Annotated in this window: 14 protein-coding genes; 12 read left to right on the forward strand and 2 right to left on the reverse strand. The window is 69.5% G+C overall.

Annotated elements, in window-relative coordinates; all coding sequences use genetic code 11:
* Nucleotides 1–2: 2 nt before the first annotated feature.
* The 9 genes from rsxC (at nucleotide 3) to NMQ14_RS00825 (ending at nucleotide 9340) form a co-directional block, all read left to right on the forward strand.
* Nucleotides 3–1517: an electron transport complex subunit RsxC gene (rsxC, locus tag NMQ14_RS00785; protein WP_257092588.1), complete on the forward strand. Its 1515-nt coding sequence runs from the start codon at nucleotides 3–5 to the stop codon at nucleotides 1515–1517.
* Entirely contained in the window at nucleotides 1514–2587 is a 1074-nt protein-coding gene (locus NMQ14_RS00790; RefSeq protein ID WP_257092590.1) for an RnfABCDGE type electron transport complex subunit D, read from the forward strand. The genes rsxC and NMQ14_RS00790 overlap by 4 nt, the downstream gene beginning before the upstream one ends.
* A complete protein-coding gene (gene rsxG, locus NMQ14_RS00795) occupies nucleotides 2584–3234 on the forward strand; it encodes an electron transport complex subunit RsxG (RefSeq protein ID WP_257092591.1) in 651 nt (216 codons plus the stop codon). The genes NMQ14_RS00790 and rsxG overlap by 4 nt, the downstream gene beginning before the upstream one ends.
* Nucleotides 3231–3914, forward strand: a complete 684-nt coding sequence (locus NMQ14_RS00800; RefSeq protein ID WP_257092593.1) for an electron transport complex subunit E — start codon at nucleotides 3231–3233, stop codon at nucleotides 3912–3914. The genes rsxG and NMQ14_RS00800 overlap by 4 nt, the downstream gene beginning before the upstream one ends.
* A 12-nt stretch (nucleotides 3915–3926) precedes the next feature.
* Nucleotides 3927–4211, forward strand: coding sequence for an RnfH family protein (locus tag NMQ14_RS00805; protein WP_257080270.1), 285 nt, complete (start codon nucleotides 3927–3929; stop codon nucleotides 4209–4211).
* Nucleotides 4198–5892, forward strand: a complete 1695-nt coding sequence (locus NMQ14_RS00810) for a SagB family peptide dehydrogenase (RefSeq protein ID WP_257092595.1) — start codon at nucleotides 4198–4200, stop codon at nucleotides 5890–5892. The genes NMQ14_RS00805 and NMQ14_RS00810 overlap by 14 nt, the downstream gene beginning before the upstream one ends.
* Entirely contained in the window at nucleotides 5889–6710 is an 822-nt protein-coding gene (locus NMQ14_RS00815; protein ID WP_257092597.1) for an ankyrin repeat domain-containing protein, read from the forward strand. The genes NMQ14_RS00810 and NMQ14_RS00815 overlap by 4 nt, the downstream gene beginning before the upstream one ends.
* A gap of 147 nt (nucleotides 6711–6857) precedes the next feature.
* A complete protein-coding gene (locus NMQ14_RS00820; RefSeq protein ID WP_257092600.1) occupies nucleotides 6858–7787 on the forward strand; it encodes a VTT domain-containing protein in 930 nt (309 codons plus the stop codon).
* A gap of 299 nt (nucleotides 7788–8086) precedes the next feature.
* Nucleotides 8087–9340, forward strand: a complete 1254-nt coding sequence (locus NMQ14_RS00825; RefSeq protein ID WP_257092602.1) for an Hsp70 family protein — start codon at nucleotides 8087–8089, stop codon at nucleotides 9338–9340.
* A 316-nt stretch (nucleotides 9341–9656) separates the two neighbouring features.
* On the opposite strand, the gene NMQ14_RS00830 is transcribed toward NMQ14_RS00825, so the two are convergent.
* A complete protein-coding gene (locus NMQ14_RS00830) occupies nucleotides 9657–11726 on the reverse strand; it encodes a sigma-54-dependent Fis family transcriptional regulator (RefSeq protein WP_257092605.1) in 2070 nt (689 codons plus the stop codon).
* A 63-nt stretch (nucleotides 11727–11789) separates the two neighbouring features.
* Nucleotides 11790–13298 (reverse strand): efflux transporter outer membrane subunit, encoded by a 1509-nt coding sequence (locus tag NMQ14_RS00835; protein WP_257092608.1) that lies wholly within the window; start codon nucleotides 13296–13298, stop codon nucleotides 11790–11792.
* A gap of 81 nt (nucleotides 13299–13379) precedes the next feature.
* Between NMQ14_RS00835 and NMQ14_RS00840 the strand changes: the two genes are divergently transcribed.
* The 3 genes from NMQ14_RS00840 (at nucleotide 13380) to NMQ14_RS00850 (ending at nucleotide 18333) form a co-directional block, all read left to right on the forward strand.
* Nucleotides 13380–14012 carry a TetR/AcrR family transcriptional regulator gene (locus NMQ14_RS00840; protein ID WP_069038301.1) on the forward strand — a complete coding sequence of 211 codons (633 nt, stop codon included), beginning with the start codon at nucleotides 13380–13382 and terminating at the stop codon, nucleotides 14010–14012.
* Between the two features lie 203 nt (nucleotides 14013–14215).
* Entirely contained in the window at nucleotides 14216–15226 is a 1011-nt protein-coding gene (locus tag NMQ14_RS00845) for an efflux RND transporter periplasmic adaptor subunit (protein WP_257092610.1), read from the forward strand.
* The gene (locus NMQ14_RS00850; protein WP_257092612.1) at nucleotides 15223–18333 is read left to right on the forward strand and encodes an efflux RND transporter permease subunit; all 3111 of its coding nucleotides are present in this window, start codon (nucleotides 15223–15225) and stop codon (nucleotides 18331–18333) included. Before NMQ14_RS00845 ends, NMQ14_RS00850 begins: the two co-directional genes overlap by 4 nt.

Below are 18333 nucleotides of genomic sequence, written 5' to 3' on the forward strand. Positions count from 1 at the left end.
TCATGGCTCACGTCGTCATCCCGCCGATCCGGCGCCTGCTCACGCGCTGGGGCATCCACCCGGACAGCCACAAGTTTCCGGCGGCCGGGCTGGACATCGCCGATGCCGGGCTGCCGCCGCTGCTGGTGCTGCCGCTGTCGCAGCAGGCGGGCGCACCGGCGCAGCCGGTGGTGAAGGTTGGCGACCACGTGCTGCGCGGTCAGTTGGTGGCCGAAGCGGTCGGTCATGTGTCGGCGCACGTGCATGCGTCGACGTCGGGCACGGTGATGGCGATCGGCGACGCGCCGATGCCGCACCCGTCGGGGTTGCCCGGGCAGGGCATCACGCTGCGCCCGGATGGTCTCGACCGCTGGGTGCAGCGCGATGTCGAACCGTATCCGATCAATCTGGCGCCGGAAGAGATTGCCCGTCGCGTCGCGGCGGCCGGGGTCGTCGGCATGGGTGGCGCCGCGTTTCCGGCAGCGGTCAAGCTGGCGCTGGGCCAGCGCAGCGGCATCCACACCGTCATCCTCAACGGCAGCGAATGCGAGCCCTACCTGTCGTGCGACGACCGGCTGATGCAGGAGCGCGCCGGCGACATCATCGAGGGCGCGCGCCTGCTGCTGCGCGCCACCGGGGCACAGCACCTGCTGGTGGGCATCGAGGACAACAAGCCGGATGCCATCGACGCCATGAAGTTGGCGGCACATCCCTACCCGGAAGTGTCGGTCGTGCGCATTCCGAGTCGCTATCCGATGGGTGCCGAGCGCCAGCTCATCCACACGCTGCTCGGTGTCGAGCCGCCGGCCGGCGGGCGCGCGGCTGACGTCGGCGTGGTGGTGCACAACGTGGGCACGGCGGCGGCGGTGTGGCGCGCACTGCGCCACGGCGAAGCGCTGACCGAGCGGGTGATCACGGTGGCCGGCGGTGCCGTTGCGGCGCCGCGCAACATGCGCGTGCGTGTCGGCACGCCGCTGTCATGGCTGGTAGAGCGCGCCGGCGGACTGACGCGCGAGCCGGCCCGGTTGGTGGTCGGCGGGCCGATGATGGGCGTGGCGGTGCCCGACCTCGATGTACCGGTCGGCAAAGGCGCCAGCGGCGTGCTCGCGCTGACTGCAGCCGAAGTCGGCGAACGCGAGCCGAGCGCCTGCATCCGCTGCGGCAGCTGTGTCGTCGCTTGTCCGGTCGGCCTGATGCCGCTGGAAATGGCCAACCGCATCAATGCCGGCGAACTGGGGCAGGCCGAGGACATCGGCCTGCGCGACTGCCTCACCTGCGGCGCCTGCGGCTATGTGTGTCCGTCGCGCATACCGCTGGTGCAGTACTTCGCGCACGCCCGCGGCGAACTGATGGCCCGAGAGCGCGAACGCAAGCGGCTCGACGAGGTGCGCGAACTGACCGAGGCGCGCACCGCGCGCCACGAACGCGAGGCGCGTGAAAAGGTCGAGATGCACGCCCGCCGCAAGGCAGAGCGTGCCGCGGCGCAGGCGGCCGAGGCGGCGGCGAAGGCGTCCGCGACGCAGGAGGAATCGGCATGAACTTGCCAGTCCAGGCGTCGCCGCACGCGCTGTCGCGGCGCACCAGCGGCCACATCATGGCGCTGGTCATGACGGCCCTGGTGCCGGCGACCCTGGCCGGCTTCTGGCAGTTCGGCTGGCCGGCCTTCTGCCTGTGGGCGATCACCGTGCTGTCCTGCGTGCTGGCCGAGGCGCTGTGCCTGCAGTGGTCCGGCCGGCGCGTCGTGCCGGTGCTGTCCGACGGCTCGGCGGCGCTGACCGGCTGGCTGCTCGCCATGTCGCTGCCGCCCTGGGCACCCTGGTGGATCGGCGTGCTCGGCGGCTTCATATCCATCGTCATTGCCAAGCAGGTGTTCGGCGGGCTGGGCTGCAATGTGTTCAATCCGGCCATGGTCGGACGCACGGTATTGCTGGTGTCGTTCCCGGTTCACATGACGCAGTGGGTGAGCCCGCAGGTGCTGGCCCAGGGCACCGACCTCGCACAGGCGATTGCCATCGGCCTGAACGGCGGCATCCCCGATGCGCTGACCAGTGCGTCGCTGCTCGGCCACGCGAAGACCGAACTCGGACGCGGCCTGACGCTGGTCGATGCGCTGCACGGCTTTCAGCCGGAACAGTCGATGCTCGGCCTGCGCGCCGGCAGCCTGGGCGAAACGTCGGCGCTGCTGATCGGCGCCGGCGGGCTGTTCCTGGTGTTCAAGCGCGTCATCGGCCTGCGCATTCCGATCGGCTTTCTCGCCGGCCTGTGCATTCCGGCAGCCATCGCGCACGCCACCGCGCCGCAGGCCTTCCTGCCGGCGAACACCCATCTGCTGTCGGGCGGTGCGCTGCTGTGCGCCTTCTTCATCGCCACCGACTACGTGACCTCGCCCAGTGCGCCGTTCGGGCAGTGGATATTCGCCCTCGGCGCCGGCCTGCTGACCTGGTTGATCCGTACCTGGGGCGGCTATCCGGAAGGTGTCGGTTTCGCCATCCTGCTGATGAATGCCGCCACACCGCTGCTCGACCTGTGGGCCCGGCCGCGCATCTTCGGCCGGCGCGTCGGCGGCAAGCCGCTGGACGCGCGCCGGGCACAGGAGGTCACGCGATGAGCGGTTCGCGCGCACCCGACGCACTGTGGTTTCCGGGCGCTTCGCTGGGCGTGGTGATGCTGGTGACCACCGCTTTCCTCGCCTTCGGTCAGTTCGCGACCCGCGACCGGATTGCGCAGGCGCAATCCGATGACACGCGGCAGCAGCTCGAACAGATCCTGCCGGCCGGCTATGCAGACAACAACCTGCTGACCGACACACTGCAGCTGGCCGGGCCGGATGGCGCTTCGCTGATCGTGCATCGCGCGCGCAAGCAGGGCGCGCTGCGCGCGCTGCTGTTCGAAATGTCGGGCTACGGCTACGGCGGGCGCATCGTGCTGCTGATGGCGGTCGATGTCGACGGTCGCATCGTCGGCGTGCGGGTGACGAAGCACAACGAAACACCGGGCCTGGGCGACAAGATCGAGGTCGCGCGGCATGACTGGATACGTTCTTTCGACGGCAAGTCGCAGCAGCAGCCGGCACCGGCGCGCTGGGCGGTGAAGAAGGACGGCGGCGACTTCGACCAGTTCGCCGGCGCCACCATCACGCCGCGCGCGGTCGTCGCGACAGTCAAGAAAGGCCTCGAATTTCTCGCCGCGCACCGCGTTGAACTGACGGCCGAGGCGAGCGGCGAGGCGGTGCCGGTCAACGGAGAGAAACCATGAGTGACAGCCCGACAGCCAGGGCGGTCGCACGCGACGGCCTGTGGGACAACAACGCGGTGCTCGGCCAGATGCTCGGGCTGTGTCCGGCCATGGCGGTGACCAGCAGCGCGACCAACGGTCTGGGCATGGGTCTGGCGACCATGGTCGTGCTGGTCATGTCGAACGCGCTCATTTCGTCGCTGCGTCACTGGGTCAGCGACGAGGTGCGCATTCCGATCTTCATCGTGCTGATCGCCGGCATGGTGACGCTGGTCGATATGGGCCTGAACGCCTGGTTCCACGATCTGTACAAGGTGCTTGGCATCTTCATCGCGCTGATTGTCGTCAATTGCGCGGTGCTCGGCCGCGCCGAGGCCTTCGCGTCGCGCCAGTCGGCGGCGCTGTCGGCATTCGACGGTCTGGCCACCGGCCTCGGCTTCACGCTGGCGCTGACGGTGATGGGAGCACTGCGCGAAATCACCGGTGCAGGCACGCTGTTCGCGAATGCACACCTGCTGCTCGGGCCGCATTTCGCCTTTCTCGAAACGAAGGTGCTGCCGGCGGATTCCGGCGCGCTGTTCATGATCCTGCCGCCGGGCGGATTCCTGGCGCTCGGCCTGCTGATCGCGGGACGCCGCTGGCTGCAGCGACGCGCCGAGCGGCGTGCCGCGGCGCTGGACGGCGCGCAGGCCGCTCACTGAAGGAGGTGCGCCATGCGGATCGCCGTTGCCTACGCTGGAAGTATCGCCAACCACTGGCTGAAGATCGACGTGCCGGACACCTGCACGGTGGCCGAAGGCATTGAACTGTCGGGCATCCTGAAGCTGTGTCCGGACATCGACCTCAGCCGGCAGAAGGTCGGCGTGTTCGGCAAGGTGGTGAAGAAGGACGCACCGCTGCGCCCGGGCGATCGCATCGAAATCTATCGGCCGATCATCTGCGACCCGGAAACCGTGCCGCGCAAGAACGGTGTTTCGGACGACGATGACGACGACTGAAATGTGGCCGGCGGCGGACGCCACCGCGTCGGCTGCCGACGTCGTGCGCGCCTATCACCTGCGCACCCGCCATCGTTTCGCCGCCTATGCAGCCGGCCCGGAAACGCTGGACTGGGACGCGCAGCCTTCGCCATTCCGGCACTTCGAAGGTGCGCCGCGCAGCACGCTGCCGCTGGCGACCGACGACCCCAATCCGGCCCGGCCGCGCCTCGATCAGGACTTCGCCGCGCTCGATGCGCCGCTGCCGCCATTGCCGCTGTCGCTGCACACGCTGGGCGCGCTGCTGCACCTGTCGCTCGGGCTGACGGCGTGGAAATCGAGCGGCCCGGACCGCTGGGCGGTGCGCGCCAATCCGTCCAGCGGCAACCTGCACCCGGTGGAGGCGTATCTGGTGATACGCGGGCTCGATACGCTCGCTGACGGGCTGTACCACTACCTGCCGGAGACGCACGAGCTGGAATGCCGCGCCCGCCATGGTGCCGGTTCCGCCGGGGATGCCGGCGTGCATGTCGTGCTGACGTCAGTCATGTGGCGCGAGGCATGGAAATACGGCGAACGCGCCTTCCGCTATTGCCAGCTGGACACCGGTCACGCAGTCGGTGCGTTGCGTTATGCGGCGGCCGTGCTCGGCTGGACGCTGCAGGCGCAGCCGGACATCGACGGTGCGTCGTTGGCGGCGCTCGCCGGCACCGATCGCCTGCAGGACTTTCCGGCACGCCGCGCCATCGACACCGAAATCGAGGAGGCCGAACTGCTGCTCGCCATCGGCTGCGATGGCGGCGACGGTCCGCCACTGCCCGAACTCGGACACGTACAGTGGTTCGGCACGGCGAGCACGGTGGACCGCCATCCGATGTATCGCTGGGCGGTGGTGGGCGAGGCGGCGGCCGCCACCCGCGGTGCCGTGCAGGGCGCAGTAACTGTTGCCGACGAGTATCGGACGGGCGCGCGCGCAACACGCGGGGCTGCCGTGCTCGCACAGCGCGGACGATCGGTCGGCGAGGTCTTGCTGGGGCGGCGCAGCGCGCAGCGTTTCGATGCGCGGGAGGTGATGGCGGGTGACGCGTTCGAACGTCTGCTGGAACGGCTGCAGCCGTCCGGGGCCATGCCGTGGGACGCGCTGCCCGGCGGCTGGCGCATCGACCTGCTGCTGTTCGTGCATCGCGTCGAAGGCTTGTCACCCGGGGTCTATCTGCTGTCGCGCGGTCGCGTCGAACAGGGCGTGCCGGCGCGGCTGGCCCGCCAGCACGACCTGGTGCCCGTGGACGGTGTCGCCGTGCCGCTCTACCGGCTGGCGGCGATGGAACCGATGGCGCTCGCGCGTCTTGCCCGCAGCCTGCACTGCCATCAGGACATCGCCGCCAACGCCTGCCTTGCGCTCGGCATGCTGTGCGAGTTCGAAGCCGCGCTGGCGGCGTCCGCCGCCAACTATCGCGATTTGCACCGGCAGGCCGGACTCATTGGTCAGGTGCTCTATGCCGAAGCGGAGGCGATGGGCCTGCGCGGCACCGGCATCGGCTGCTTTTTCGACGACGCCGTGCACGAACTGATCGGCCTCGAAGGCACGGCGCACCAGACGCTGTACCACTTCACCCTCGGGCGCGCGATCGACGATGCGCGCATCGAATCATCGCCGGCCTATGCGCAGCGCACCCCGGCCGAACCGGAACCCACGCCATGAACGACACCGCAACCGCGTCCCGCCATCGCTGCATTCCCGCCGATCAGGCGGCCGACCTGCTGCTGCGCCATCGCAGCGGCGGACTGGCGTCGCTGGCGCTGTTCGACACGCGCGACCGCGCCAGCTTCGAGCGCGGGCACATCGACGGCGCGCTGCACCTGACCGAAGCCGGCTTCGGCGACGCCATGCAGGCGGTCGGCCGGGCGACGCCGGTGCTCATCTACTGTTACCACGGCAACGCCAGCAAGACCTGGGCGGGCATGTTCGCCGACTTCCGCTACGCCGAGGTCTACAGCGTCGACGGCGGCCACGATGCGCTCGCCGCGGCGCTGGCCCGGCGTGCGGCAGCAGGCGCCGGGCAGCCCTCGTCGGGCGGCGGTTCGGCCGCGCTGCAGGCCTTCGTGGCCGAACACGGCTTCGACGCCGCCGATCTCGATGTTTCCCGCGAACACGGCCTGACGCCGTTGATGCGCGCGGCACTGTCCGGCCGGGCCGAACTTGTCGATGAGCTGCTGGCGCTCGGGGTGGCCGTCAACCGGCGCAACGGCGACGGCAACAACGCGCTGTGGCTGGCCTGCGTGTCCGGTCAGGCCGGCATCGTTCGCGCGCTGGTCGCGGCAGGCATCCATGTCGACAACCGCAACGACACCGGCGCCACCGCACTGATGTACACGGCGTCCAGCGGCAAGCACGACATGCTGGCACTGCTGCTCGAATGCGGTGCGGATCCGATGATCCGCACCGACGACGATTACCTCGCCGCCGATCTGGCCGCCACCGTGGAATGCCTGCGCCTGCTGCGACACACCGTGCAGTGAACCTGGAAACCCCGGTTGGCCGCCTGGTATGCGGGTCGTAATTCAGGTTTTTGCCCCCATCTGCAACTGACGGAGCGCATGGCGTTGCGACGATGTGTCATCGTCGACCGATGCGCGAGCCTGCAGGGGAAAAAGGTGACTGGATTGATGGCCGAATACGGCCTGTGGCTGTTGTTTGCAGTGGTGCTGGCGGAGCAGCTCGGGGTGCCGATTCCGGCCATGCCGCTGGTCATGCTGGCCGGCGCGCGCGTGGCCGGCGACCCGATGTACGGCGTGATCGCCCTGCTGGTGGCGGTGCTGGCGTCGACGCTGGGTGATCTGGCCTGGTATGTCGCCGGCCGCCGGCACGGCCATCGAGTATTGAAACTCCTGTGCCGCATTTCGCTGTCGCCCGACACCTGCGTGCGCACCAGCGAGTCCACCTTCACGCGCTACGGTCTGGCGACGCTGGTAATCGCCAAGTTCGTACCCGGCCTGTCCACGCTTGCGCCGCCGCTGGCCGGTGCGCTGGGCATGCGGCCGAGCGCCTTCATGCTGTTCAATACTGCCGGTGCCGTGCTGTGGGCCGGTGCCGCGCTGGCCATCGGGCTGGTGTTCCACGAACAGATCGGTGCCGTGCTCGACTATCTGGCCGGCCTGGGTTCGGTGGCGGCCGCGGTGGTCGGCACGCTGCTCGCGTTGTACATCGGGTATCGCTGGTTCGACCGCCAGCGCGCGATGAAGGCGCTGCGCGCGGTCCGGCTGGCGCCCGCCGACCTGCTGGACATGCTCGACAGCGGCGCCGACGTGACGGTGATCGACGTTCGCTCTGGGCTGATCACCGACGCCGAACCGGTGCGCATTCCCGGCGCGCTGCTGATCGCGCTCGAACGGATCGATGCCGAGGCGCACCGGCTGCCGCGCGACCGTCCGGTCATCGTGTATTGCGCGTGCCCGAACGACGTGTCGGCGGTGCGTGCCACCTTGAAGCTGCGCGCGGCCGGCATTGCCGACGCGCGTCCGCTGCTTGGCGGTATCGATGGCTGGAAGGCGGCCGGCTACCGGCTGGAAGCGATCGCGCCGGCCACCGGCGTTTGACCCGGCTTGCGCAGCGCCGTAGGCTGCGCGCCCGTGTTGCCCATGCACTGAACCTGAAGACCTCAGTTGATCGCTTGAAACATCAATGGAAGACATTGCCCTTGCAACTTTCCTGCTTTCGCCCGGCCTTCGCCCTCCGGGTGCGCACGCTTCGCCGCCCTGTGCAAGGCTGGCGGGGCGCCCGGCTGCGTTGCTCGTCCTTGCGGGGAGCCATCCTGCCGCGTCCTCGCGCCTTGCCGTACACCCCGCCAACCCTGTCCGAGGCGTCGATCAAATGAGATTTTCAGGTTGAACGCATCATGAGCCTGACCGCCTGCGGCATCGATTTCGGCACCTCCAACTCCACCGCCGCGGTGCACGACGGTGCGGTCGCCCGTCTGTTGCCGCTGGAAGCGGGTCGGCTGACGCTGCCGTCGGCCGTGTTCTTCAATCTCGACGAAGACACGATGTCGTTCGGCCGCGCCGCGCTCAACGAATACCTCGAAGGTTACGAGGGGCGGCTGATGCGCTCGATGAAAAGCCTGCTCGGCAGCGGCCTGATGGACACGGGCACCGACGTGGGTGGCCGTCACCTCGCGTTCCGCGACCTGATCGGCGGCTTTCTCGCCGAAATCCGCAAGCGCGCCGAAACCGCGGCGCGCTGCGGCTTCGACCAGGTGGTCATCGGCCGGCCCGTATATTTCGTCGACGATGACCCCGAAGCCGACCAGCTGGCCGAAGACACGCTGGCGCAGATCGTGCGCGGACTGGGCTTCCGTGACGTCAGTTTCCAGTTCGAACCGATCGCCGCGGCGCATGCGTTCGAACAGACCGTCGAGCGGGAATCGCTGGTGCTGGTGGTCGACATCGGCGGCGGCACGTCCGACTTTTCCCTGGTCCGCCTGTCACCCGAGCGGCGCAATGCGACCGACCGCAGCGCCGACCTGCTGGGCACCAGCGGCGTGCATATCGGTGGCACCGATTTCGACAAGCGCCTCTCGCTCGCCTGCGTCATGCCCGAGCTGGGCATGGGCGGTCTGCTGGCCAGCGGCGCCATCCTGCCCAACACCACCTATTTCCAGCTGGCCACCTGGCACACCATCCATCTCGCCTATCCGCGCGCCGTGCTGGCCAGCCTGCAGGACATGCGACTCGACGTGGTCGACACGAAGCGCTTCGACCGCCTGCTGCGCGTGGTGCGCGAGCGCAGCGGCCACCGCATCGCCATGCGCTCGGAGGCGGCGAAGATCGAACTGTCGCAGGCGCTCGCCTGCGAACTCGATCTCGATGTGGCCGAAGCCGGCCTGGCGGTGACGCTGACGCGCCCGCAGTTCGAAGCCGCCATCGCCGCCGAGATCGAACGCGTGTGCGCCGCCGCGCAGCGCTGCCTGGATCACGCCGGCGTGCGGGCGGATACGCTCGATACGCTGTTCTTCACCGGCGGCTCGAGTGCCGTGCCGGTGCTGCGTGACGCGCTGTCCCGGCGCTTCCCGAAAGCACGCCCGGTCGAGGGCGACCTGTACGGCAGCGTCGGCTGCGGTCTGGCCGTCGTGGCGAGGCAGCGCTACGGTTGATCGGCCGTTGCGGGGCTGCAGAAGCTGTGGGAGCTATCCTTGACGCGATGGTGGCACTGTGGGAGCGGTCCGCTGTGCAAGTGGCCCCCTGTTTGAGCGACGACCTGTGGGAGCGGCGATCCACTGCCGGCCCTGCATGGCCGGCCGGCTCTGCGGGCGGCGAGCAGTGCTCGCCGAACCCCCCGCTCCGCCCTCGCCGCGATATGCACTTCGCACCGCGATGGCCACGGCACTGATCGCGGCGAGGCCGCCGCTCCCACAGCAAGCTCCCACAGCAGCACCACAACACCCTGCACGCCCTCCGCCAGCCGCCGGCTCACCCACCTCCCCGTGGCCGTTCGATGCCTAGCTTTTTCATGCGCGAGCGCAGGGTGCCGGCGGCCAGGCCCAACGCGGCGGCGGCGCCGGATTTGCCTTCGATGACCCAGTTGCGGTCGCCCAGCACCTGGATGATGTGGCGGCGCTCGACCGATTCGAGGTCGAGGGCGGTGGTCGGGGTCGCGGTTGACGGACCGGTGCTGTCGCCCAGCGGGGGCACGTCGAGCACGCTGCCGCGGCACACGATGGTGGCGCGTTCGATCACGTTCTGCAGTTCGCGGATATTGCCCGGCCAGTCGTAGGCCTGCAGCCGCTCCAGCGCACGTGCCGACACGCCGTCGATGGCCTTGCCATGGTCGGTCGAGAATTTCTTCAGGAAGTGCGCGACCAGCGCCGGAATGTCTTCGCGTCGCTGGCGCAGCGGCGGCAGCTCGACCGGGAACACATTGATGCGGTAGTACAGGTCGGCGCGGAAGCTGCCGTCCTTCACCATCGCCTTGAGGTCGCGGTGGGTGGCGACGACGATGCGCACGTCGACCTTGACCGTGGTCTGCCCGCCGACGCGCTCGAATTCGTGTTCCTGCAGCACGCGCAGCAGCTTGGCCTGGGTGTCCGGCGGCAGCTCGCCGATTTCGTCGAGGAACAGCGTGCCGCCGTCGGCCAGTTCGAAGCGGCCGAGACGGCGTGTCGCGGCGCCGGTGAAGGCGCCTTTTTCGTGGCCGAACAGTTCGCTTTCGACCAGATTCGACGGGATGGCCGCGCAATTCAGCTTGATGAAGGGCCTGTCCCTGCGGTCGCTGCGGTCGTGCAGCGCGCGTGCCAGCGATTCCTTGCCGACGCCGCTCTCGCCGAGGATGAGCACGGTGGCCGATGTGCCGGCGACCTGGTCGATGCGTGCCAGCACCTCGTTCAACCTCGGGCTCTGGCCGACGATGTCCGACGACGGTGTCGCCGTCAGCATTTCCGCCTTCAGATAGACGTTCTCGTCGGCCAGCCGCTTGCCCAGTTCGCTCACCTGACCGAGTGCATCATTGAGCGCGCGCTCCGCTTCGCGCTGCGCCGTCACGTCCACCGGGTAGGCGTGAAACACGTCGTCCTGTTCGATGTAGTGCGCCTTGCAGTGCAGGATGCGATTGCCGACCGCGTATTCCCAGTCGGCTGATGGCGGCGCGGCCTCGCGCAGCGCATGCAGCCGCTCGGCGAGGTCATCGGGCAGCAGCCGCAGCGGCTCGCCACCGGTGTGGCCGATCACCGCCAGCAGGTCGCGCGCCCCCGGGTTGGCGTAGGTGATGGCACCCCTGCTGTCCAGCCGGAGCACGGCCGACGGATTGCGCTCGGGAAAAAGCGCAATCGTGCGCTGGTGGCCGCTGGCCTCGAAGTATCGCTTCAGGTTGAATGCCACCAGCGTGCCAAGCAGCAGCAGCACGGCCGAATAGCCATAGACGATGAACGCGATGAAACGCGTCGCGGCGTGGGTTTCCTCGACACTGGCGCTGAACTCGCGGCGAATGTCGTCGACGATGCTGGCCAGCTCACCGCCCATCTGGTCGGCATGCATGCCCACCTGCGACAGCAGCGCCATGGCCGCACCATCATCCGGGCGCGAGCTGGACAGCGCGCTTTCGAGCTGTTCCGCCAGGCTCTGCACTTCGCCCAGGCCGATGCGGCAGATCGTCGCGTCCTGGTCGTCGAGCGTGTTTTCCAGCTTGTCCAGCTGGGTCACCAGCATCGCGTGATTGCTGCGGTACAGCTGCCGGAATTCATTCACATCGCGGCTGGCGTAGTAGCGGTACAGGATGGCCTGCTGTGCCGCGATTGGTCCGCGCAGGCTGGAGATCGCCTCCAGCGCGGGCAGGCGCATCGTGAACAGCCGTTCGGACGCCTGTTCGAGCGCCCGCGTCTGCAGGTACACCGCGCTGGCCAGTACCACGCTGATCACGGTCGCGACAATGAAGGCGATGACCAGGCCGCGGGCGGGCGGCTTCACCAGTACGCTGGCGTCGGCCGGGCGGGCTTCGTTTCCGGGCAGTGGGAGGGGAAAGGGAACGGGTGGGGGCGGCAGGGGCATCGCGGGCATCGGTCATCACGGGGTCGCTGGACCCTCGATCAGACCGGCGCGACGGCGCCAACCTTACCCTTGGCTGCCCGGCGTGCCCGCGACCGGTCGTGGCCGTGTGTCATCGGTCACGGCCGGCTGCCAGCCGCCGCCCAGCGCGCGGAACGATGCCACTGCGGCCCGCGCGGCGTCGGCTTCGGCCTGGATGCGCGCGTCGCGCGCGCGCAGCAGCCGGCTGTCGGCGTCGAGCACCTCGACCAGACTCACCACGCCACCCTGCCAGGCCGCAAAGGCGCGCGTGCGTGCCCGGGTCAGCGCCGCCTCGCCGGTGCTCAGCGTCGCGGCCTGCGCCTCGCGCTTGACCAGCGCGATGAACGCATTCTCGACCTCTTCGGTGGCACGCAGCACGGCCTGCCGGTAGTGCGCCAGCGCCTCGGCTTCGCCGCCGCGGGCGGCGGCCACTTCGGCATCGATGCGTCCGAAGTCGAACAGGCGCCAGCGCAGGCCGGCGGCCAGACGTGCCTGCGCGGCACCCGATGCGATCAGGCTGCCACCGCCCGCCGTGGCAAAACCCAGCAGGCCGGTCAGCGCCATGCGCGGGTAGTACGCGGCGATGGCTTCGCCGATGCGCGCATTCGAGGCTGCCAGCCGGTATTCGGCCGCCATCAGGTCGGGCCGGCGCCGGATCAGGCTGGCGGGGCCGCCCGCCGTGGCGACCGCCGGCGCACGCGGCAGCGCAGCGGGCGGTTCCAGTTCTGCGCGCCAGTGGCCGGGGGCATCGCCGGTCAGCACGTCGAGCGCGAACATCGCGGCATCGCGCCCGGCTTCGAGTGCGGGCAGCGCGGCCTCGACTTCCGCCAGCGCGCCCTGTGCCTGATCGTGCTGCAGTTCGGCGGCCAGACCGCGCGATACCTGCAGCGCAATCAGCCCGACCAGACGGCGCTGCGTATCGATCTGTTCGTGCAGCACCTGCAGCCGCGACTGCAGCGCCCGCACATATATATAGGTGTCGGCCGCCTGCGCCACGACGGCCAGTCGCGCGCCGGCCTCGCCGGCACCGGCCGCCAGATAGTCGGCGCGGGCGGCGTCCTCGCCGCGCTGCAGGCCGCCGAACAGGTCCAGTTCCCAGCTCGCCCCTGCATTGAGCGCATATTCGTCGGCCGTGCGGTCAAAGCCGGGGCGCGCGTCGAGCAGGCGACCCAGCGGCGTCTGTACCGACAGCCGGCCGGTGGCCGCCTCGGCGCCCAACTGGCCGGACGGGCGCTGGATGGCCGTACGCACCGCCAGCCCCGCACGCGCCTGTTCGAGCCGTGCCGCTGCGACCGCCAGGTCGAGGTTGCCGGCCAGCACGCGCGCAACGATGCGGTCGAGCAGCGGGTCGTCGAAGCCGGTCCACCAGCGCGCGGGATCTTCGGCACCGGCCGGTGCGCTGCGTGCGTCGACGGCGCCAGCCGACACGAAATGCGTGCCGGCCGGCGGTTCGGGGCGGCGGAAGTCGGGGCCGACCGCGCAGCCTCCCAGCGTGAGGCCGGTCAGCATCCAGACGGCGGCGGCAGTCGGCAGGCGGCGGAGGGATGACGGCATGGCGCGCTCCTGATAAAGAGTTACAAGTTTATATACTCGTTACTCGTTGTCAATGCAGGGTCGACCTTGTAACCTTGCTTCATGGATGACATCGCAGCCCACGACACCCCTTTGGCGACCGGTCAGCGCGGCCCGGTCGAACACGAACGGCGCGAGCAGATCATCGCCGCCGCCGACGAGCACTTCCGTCACTACGGTTACCAGAAGACCACGGTGGCCGACCTGGCGCGCGCCATCGGCGTGTCGAGCGCCTACGTCTATCGCTTCTTCGAGTCCAAGCAGGCGATCGGCGAGGCGGTCTGCAGGATGACGCTGCAGCCGCTGGACGAACGGCTGATGGCCATCGCGAGCGAGGACGCGCCTGCCGCGGATCGGCTGAGACGCTTCTACCGCGCGCTTTTCGAAGAAGGCTTCGAACTGTTCTTCAACGAGCGCCGGCTGCACGACATCGTGGTGGCGGCGGTCGAAGAGGGCTGGGGCTCGGTGGCGCAGCACAAGGACGCCATCCTGCAGGCGCTGTGCCGCATCGTCGCCGATGGCCGCGAGCGCGGCGAATTCGAGCGCAAGACGCCGCTCGACGAGGTGTGCCGCGCCATCTTCGTCACCACGTCGCCGTTCTGCCACCCGGTGATGCTCGAACAGACGCCGCGCGAAGAGATCGCCACCAATGCGGCGGCGGTGTCCAGCCTGGTGCTGCGCAGCCTTTCGCCTTGAGCGACAGTTTTCAGGTTACTAGTTGACTTATTCGTAACTTGTTACGAAACTGGGCGCTCTCTTTCCGAAAGTGCCCGGTCATGGATGCCCGCCCGCTTCGCCGCCCCGCCGTTATCGGCGTCGTCTTCGCAATCCCTCTCGTTCTTGCCCTCGCCGCATGTACCCAGCCGGCACAACCCGACCCGCGCACCGGTGTGCCGCGTGTGGCTGTTGCCGTCGTGCAGCCGGATCGTGCGGCGTCGCAGTCCTACACCGGCGTGGTGACGTCGCGCGTGGTCGGTGATCTGGGTTTCCGGGTCGCCGGCAAGGTGGTCCAGCGTCTGGTCGATACCGGTCAGACCGTACGGCGCGGCCAGCCGCTGATGCGCCTCGATGCCGCCGATCTCGATCTGGCGCTCGCGGCGCAGGCCGCGGCGGTCGAGGCGGCGCGCGCGCGCGCGATACAGGCGCGCGCCGACGAGCAGCGGCTGCGCGGAATGGTGGAGCAGGGCGCCGTGTCGGCCCAGGTGCGCGACCTGGCGGTCGCCGGCGCCGACAGCGCACAGGCCCTGCTCGACGCGGCGCTGGCGCAGCAGCAGGTGGCGCGCAATGCGGCCGGCTACTCGCTGCTGGTGGCCGACAGCGATGGCGTGGTGTTGGACACCCTCGTCGAACCGGGTCAGGTGGTGCGCGCCGGCGAGCCGGTCGTGCGGCTGGCGCGCTCGGGCGCGCGCGAGGCGCTGGTCAACCTGCCCGAATCGGTGCGCCCGGCCGTCGGCTCGGGCGCCACCGCCGCCTTGCACAGCCTGCCGGGCACCACCTTCACGGCCCGCCTGCGCCAGTTGTCCGATGCAGCCGACCCGCGCAGCCGCACCTTCGAAGCGCGCTACCTGCTCGACGGCGCCGCGGCGCAGGCACCGATCGGCAGCACGGTGACCCTTGCGCTCGACCGCATGTCGGGCGACGCAGCGGGTGAGCGGGTGCGGGTGCCGATCGCCGCGCTGCACGACGCCGGCCAGGGCCCGGGCGTGTGGGTGATCGAACAGGCGGGCGACACCCGCCGCGTCGCCTTCCGCCGGGTCACGCTGGCCGGTCTGGGTCACGACAGCGCGTCCATTTCCGCCGGCCTGCATGTCGGTGAACGCATCGTCGCGCTCGGCGCCCACCTGCTGCGCGACGGCAGCGCCGTGCGCGGCCTCGACACGACGCTCGCCGCCGCGGGGCGCGCGCCATGAGCCGCCTCAACCTGTCGGCGCTCGCCGTGCGCGAGCGCGCGGTCACGCTGTTCCTGATCATCGCGGTGGCGGTGTCCGGCGTGTTTGCCTTCTTCAAGCTGGGCCGGGCCGAAGACCCGGTGTTCAGCATCAAGGTGATGACCTTCAGCGCCGCCTGGCCCGGTGCCACCGCACAGCAGATGCAGGATCTGGTGGCTGAGCCGCTGGAAAAGCGCATGCAGGAACTGGCCGGCTACGACCGGGTGGAAACCTTCACCCGGCCCGGCCTGATGTTCGCCACGCTGACGCTGAAGGATTCGACCCGCCCGGCTGACGTGCCGGAGCAGTTCTACCAGGCGCGCAAGAAGCTCGGCGACGAGGCGCGCCGCCTGCCGCCCGGCGTCTACGGGCCGTTCGTCAACGACGAATATTCCGACGTGAATTTCGCGCTGTATGCGCTCAAGGCGCGCGACCTGCCGCAGCGCGATCTGGTGCGCGAGGCGGAACGGCTGCGCGAGCGGCTGCTGCGCGTGCCCGGTGTAAACAAGGTGAACATCATCGGCGAGCGGCCGGAGCGGGTGTTCGTCGAGTTGTCGTACGAGCGGCTGACCACGCTGGGCATCGATGCGCGCGACATTTTCGACGCGCTGGCGCGGCAGAATGCGGTGACGCCGGCCGGCTCGGTCGGCACCGACGGCCCGCGCGTGTTCCTGCGGCTGGACGGCGCCTATGCCGGTGTCGACACGCTGCGCGACACCCCGGTGCGCGCCGGCGATCGCACCTTCCGGCTGGGCGACATCGCCGACATCCGGCGCGGCTTCGAAGACCCGGCCACCTTCCTGATCCGCCACGACGGTGAGCCGTCGATGATCGTCGGCGTGGTGATGCGACCCGGCTGGAACGGCCTGGAGCTTGACCACTCACTCGCCGCCGAAGAAGCAGCCCTCGCCGCCGAACTGCCGCTCGGTCTGAGCTTTACGAAGATTTCCGACCAGGCGGTGAACATCACCCAGGCGGTGGACGAATTCATGCTGAAGTTCTTCGTCGCTCTGGCGGTGGTGACCGGTGTGAGCTTCCTGTCGCTGGGCTGGCGCGAGGGCGTGATCGTCGCCGCGGCGGTGCCGCTGACGCTCGCAGCGGTGTTCATCGTCATGTTCATGACCGGGCGCGAATTCGACCGCATCACGCTGGGTGCGCTCATCCTGTCGCTCGGCCTCCTGGTGGACGACGCCATCATCGCCATCGAAATGATGGTGGTGAAGATGCAGGAAGGCATGGCGCGCGTCGAAGCGGCTGCACACGCGTGGACGGTGACCGCCGCGCCCATGCTGTCCGGCACCGCAGTGACGGTGATCGGCCTGATGCCGGTTGGTTTCGCCGCGTCGAGTGCGGGCGAATACGCCGGCAACATTTTCTGGATCGTCGCCTTTTCGCTGCTGATGTCCTGGCTGGTCGCCGTGGTGTTCACGCCCTATCTGGGCGTGAAGCTGCTGCCGGCCGTGGCCGCCGTGCCGGGCGGCGCCCGTGCCATCTACGACACGCCGCGCTACCGGCAGCTGCGCGCGCTGGTCGCGTGGTGCGTGCGGCGCAAGGGCACGGTGGCGCTGGTCGTGCTGCTCATGTTCGGTGCATCGGTGGCGGCGATGGTCGTCGTGAAGAAGCAGTTCTTCCCGGTGTCCGAGCGGCCGGAACTGATCGTCGAGGTGACGCTGCCGTCCGGCAGCGACATCGCCGCCACGCAGCGCACGACCGAAACGGTCGAGGGCTGGCTCAGGCAGCAACCGGAGTCGCGCGTCGTCACCGCGTACATCGGGCAGGGCGCGCCGCGTTTCTTCTTTTCGCTGTCGCAGGAACTGCCCGATCCGGCATTCGCCAAGATCATCGTGCTGACCGCCGGCGCCGCGGAACGCGACCGTCTCAGGCAGCGACTGCGCGAACGCGTCGCCGAGGGCCTCGCGCCGGAGGCGCGCGTGCGTGCCACGCAATTGCTGTTCGGCCCGCCGGTGCCGTTCCCGGTGTCCTACCGCGTCAGCGGCCCGGACCTCGACCGCCTGCGCGCCATCGCCCGCGACGTCGAAGCGGTGATGCGCGCCCACCCGGACATGCGCGAGGTGCACCGCGACAACACCGGGCCGGCCGCCACGCTGCGCTTCGTGCTCGATCAGTCGCGGCTGCGCCAGATCGGCCTGTCGCCGGCCGAGGCGGCACAGCAGCTTCAGTTCCTGCTCGATGGCGTGACGGTGACCGAACTGCGCGAGGACGTCCGTTCGGTGGCCGTGGTGGCGCGCGTCGGCGGGCCGCTCGGCGGCTTCGATCGCAGCGACCCGGCCACGCTGGACGCCCTGTCGCTGATCGCCGCCGACGGCCGGCGCATTCCCCTGGCCCAGATCGGCCGCACCGAGGTGCGGCAGGAAGAGCCGGTGCTGCACCGGCGCGACCGCCACCCGACCATCGTGGTACGCGGCGACATCGCCGAGCATGTGCAGCCGCCGGACGTGTCGGCCGGCATCGACCGTGCGCTGACCGACCTGCGCGCCGCGCTGCCGGATGGCTACCGCATCGACACCGGTGGCTCGATCGAGGAAAGCAACAAGGCCAATCTCGCGCTGGCGGCGGTGTTCCCGGTCATGCTGCTGCTGATGCTGACGGTGATCATGATCCAGGTGCGTTCCTTTTCCGCGATGACCATGGTGTTCCTCACCGCGCCGCTCGGGCTGATCGGCGCGGCACCCGCGCTGCTGCTGTTCGACCAGCCGTTCGGCTTCAACGCCATCCTCGGTCTGATCGGGCTGGCCGGCATCCTGATGCGCAACACGCTCATCCTGGTCGGCCAGATCGAAGCCAACAGCGCCGCCGGCCTGGATCGCTACGACGCCGTCGTCGAGGCCACCGTGCAGCGCGCCCGGCCGGTGCTGCTGACTGCGGTGGCTGCGGTGCTGGCGTTCATCCCGCTGACCACCTCGACCTTCTGGGGGGCGCTGGCCTATACCCTGATCGGGGGCACCGCGGTCGGCACCGTGCTGACGCTGCTGTTCCTGCCGGCGCTGTTCGCGCTCTGGTTCCGCATCGGCGCACCGGCTGCCGGACACGCCCCTTCGCGTCCCCCTCGCTTGCAGACGGAACATTGA

This window comes from Methyloversatilis sp. XJ19-13, from assembly GCF_024580155.1.
Classification (GTDB): Bacteria; Pseudomonadota; Gammaproteobacteria; order Burkholderiales; family Rhodocyclaceae; genus Methyloversatilis.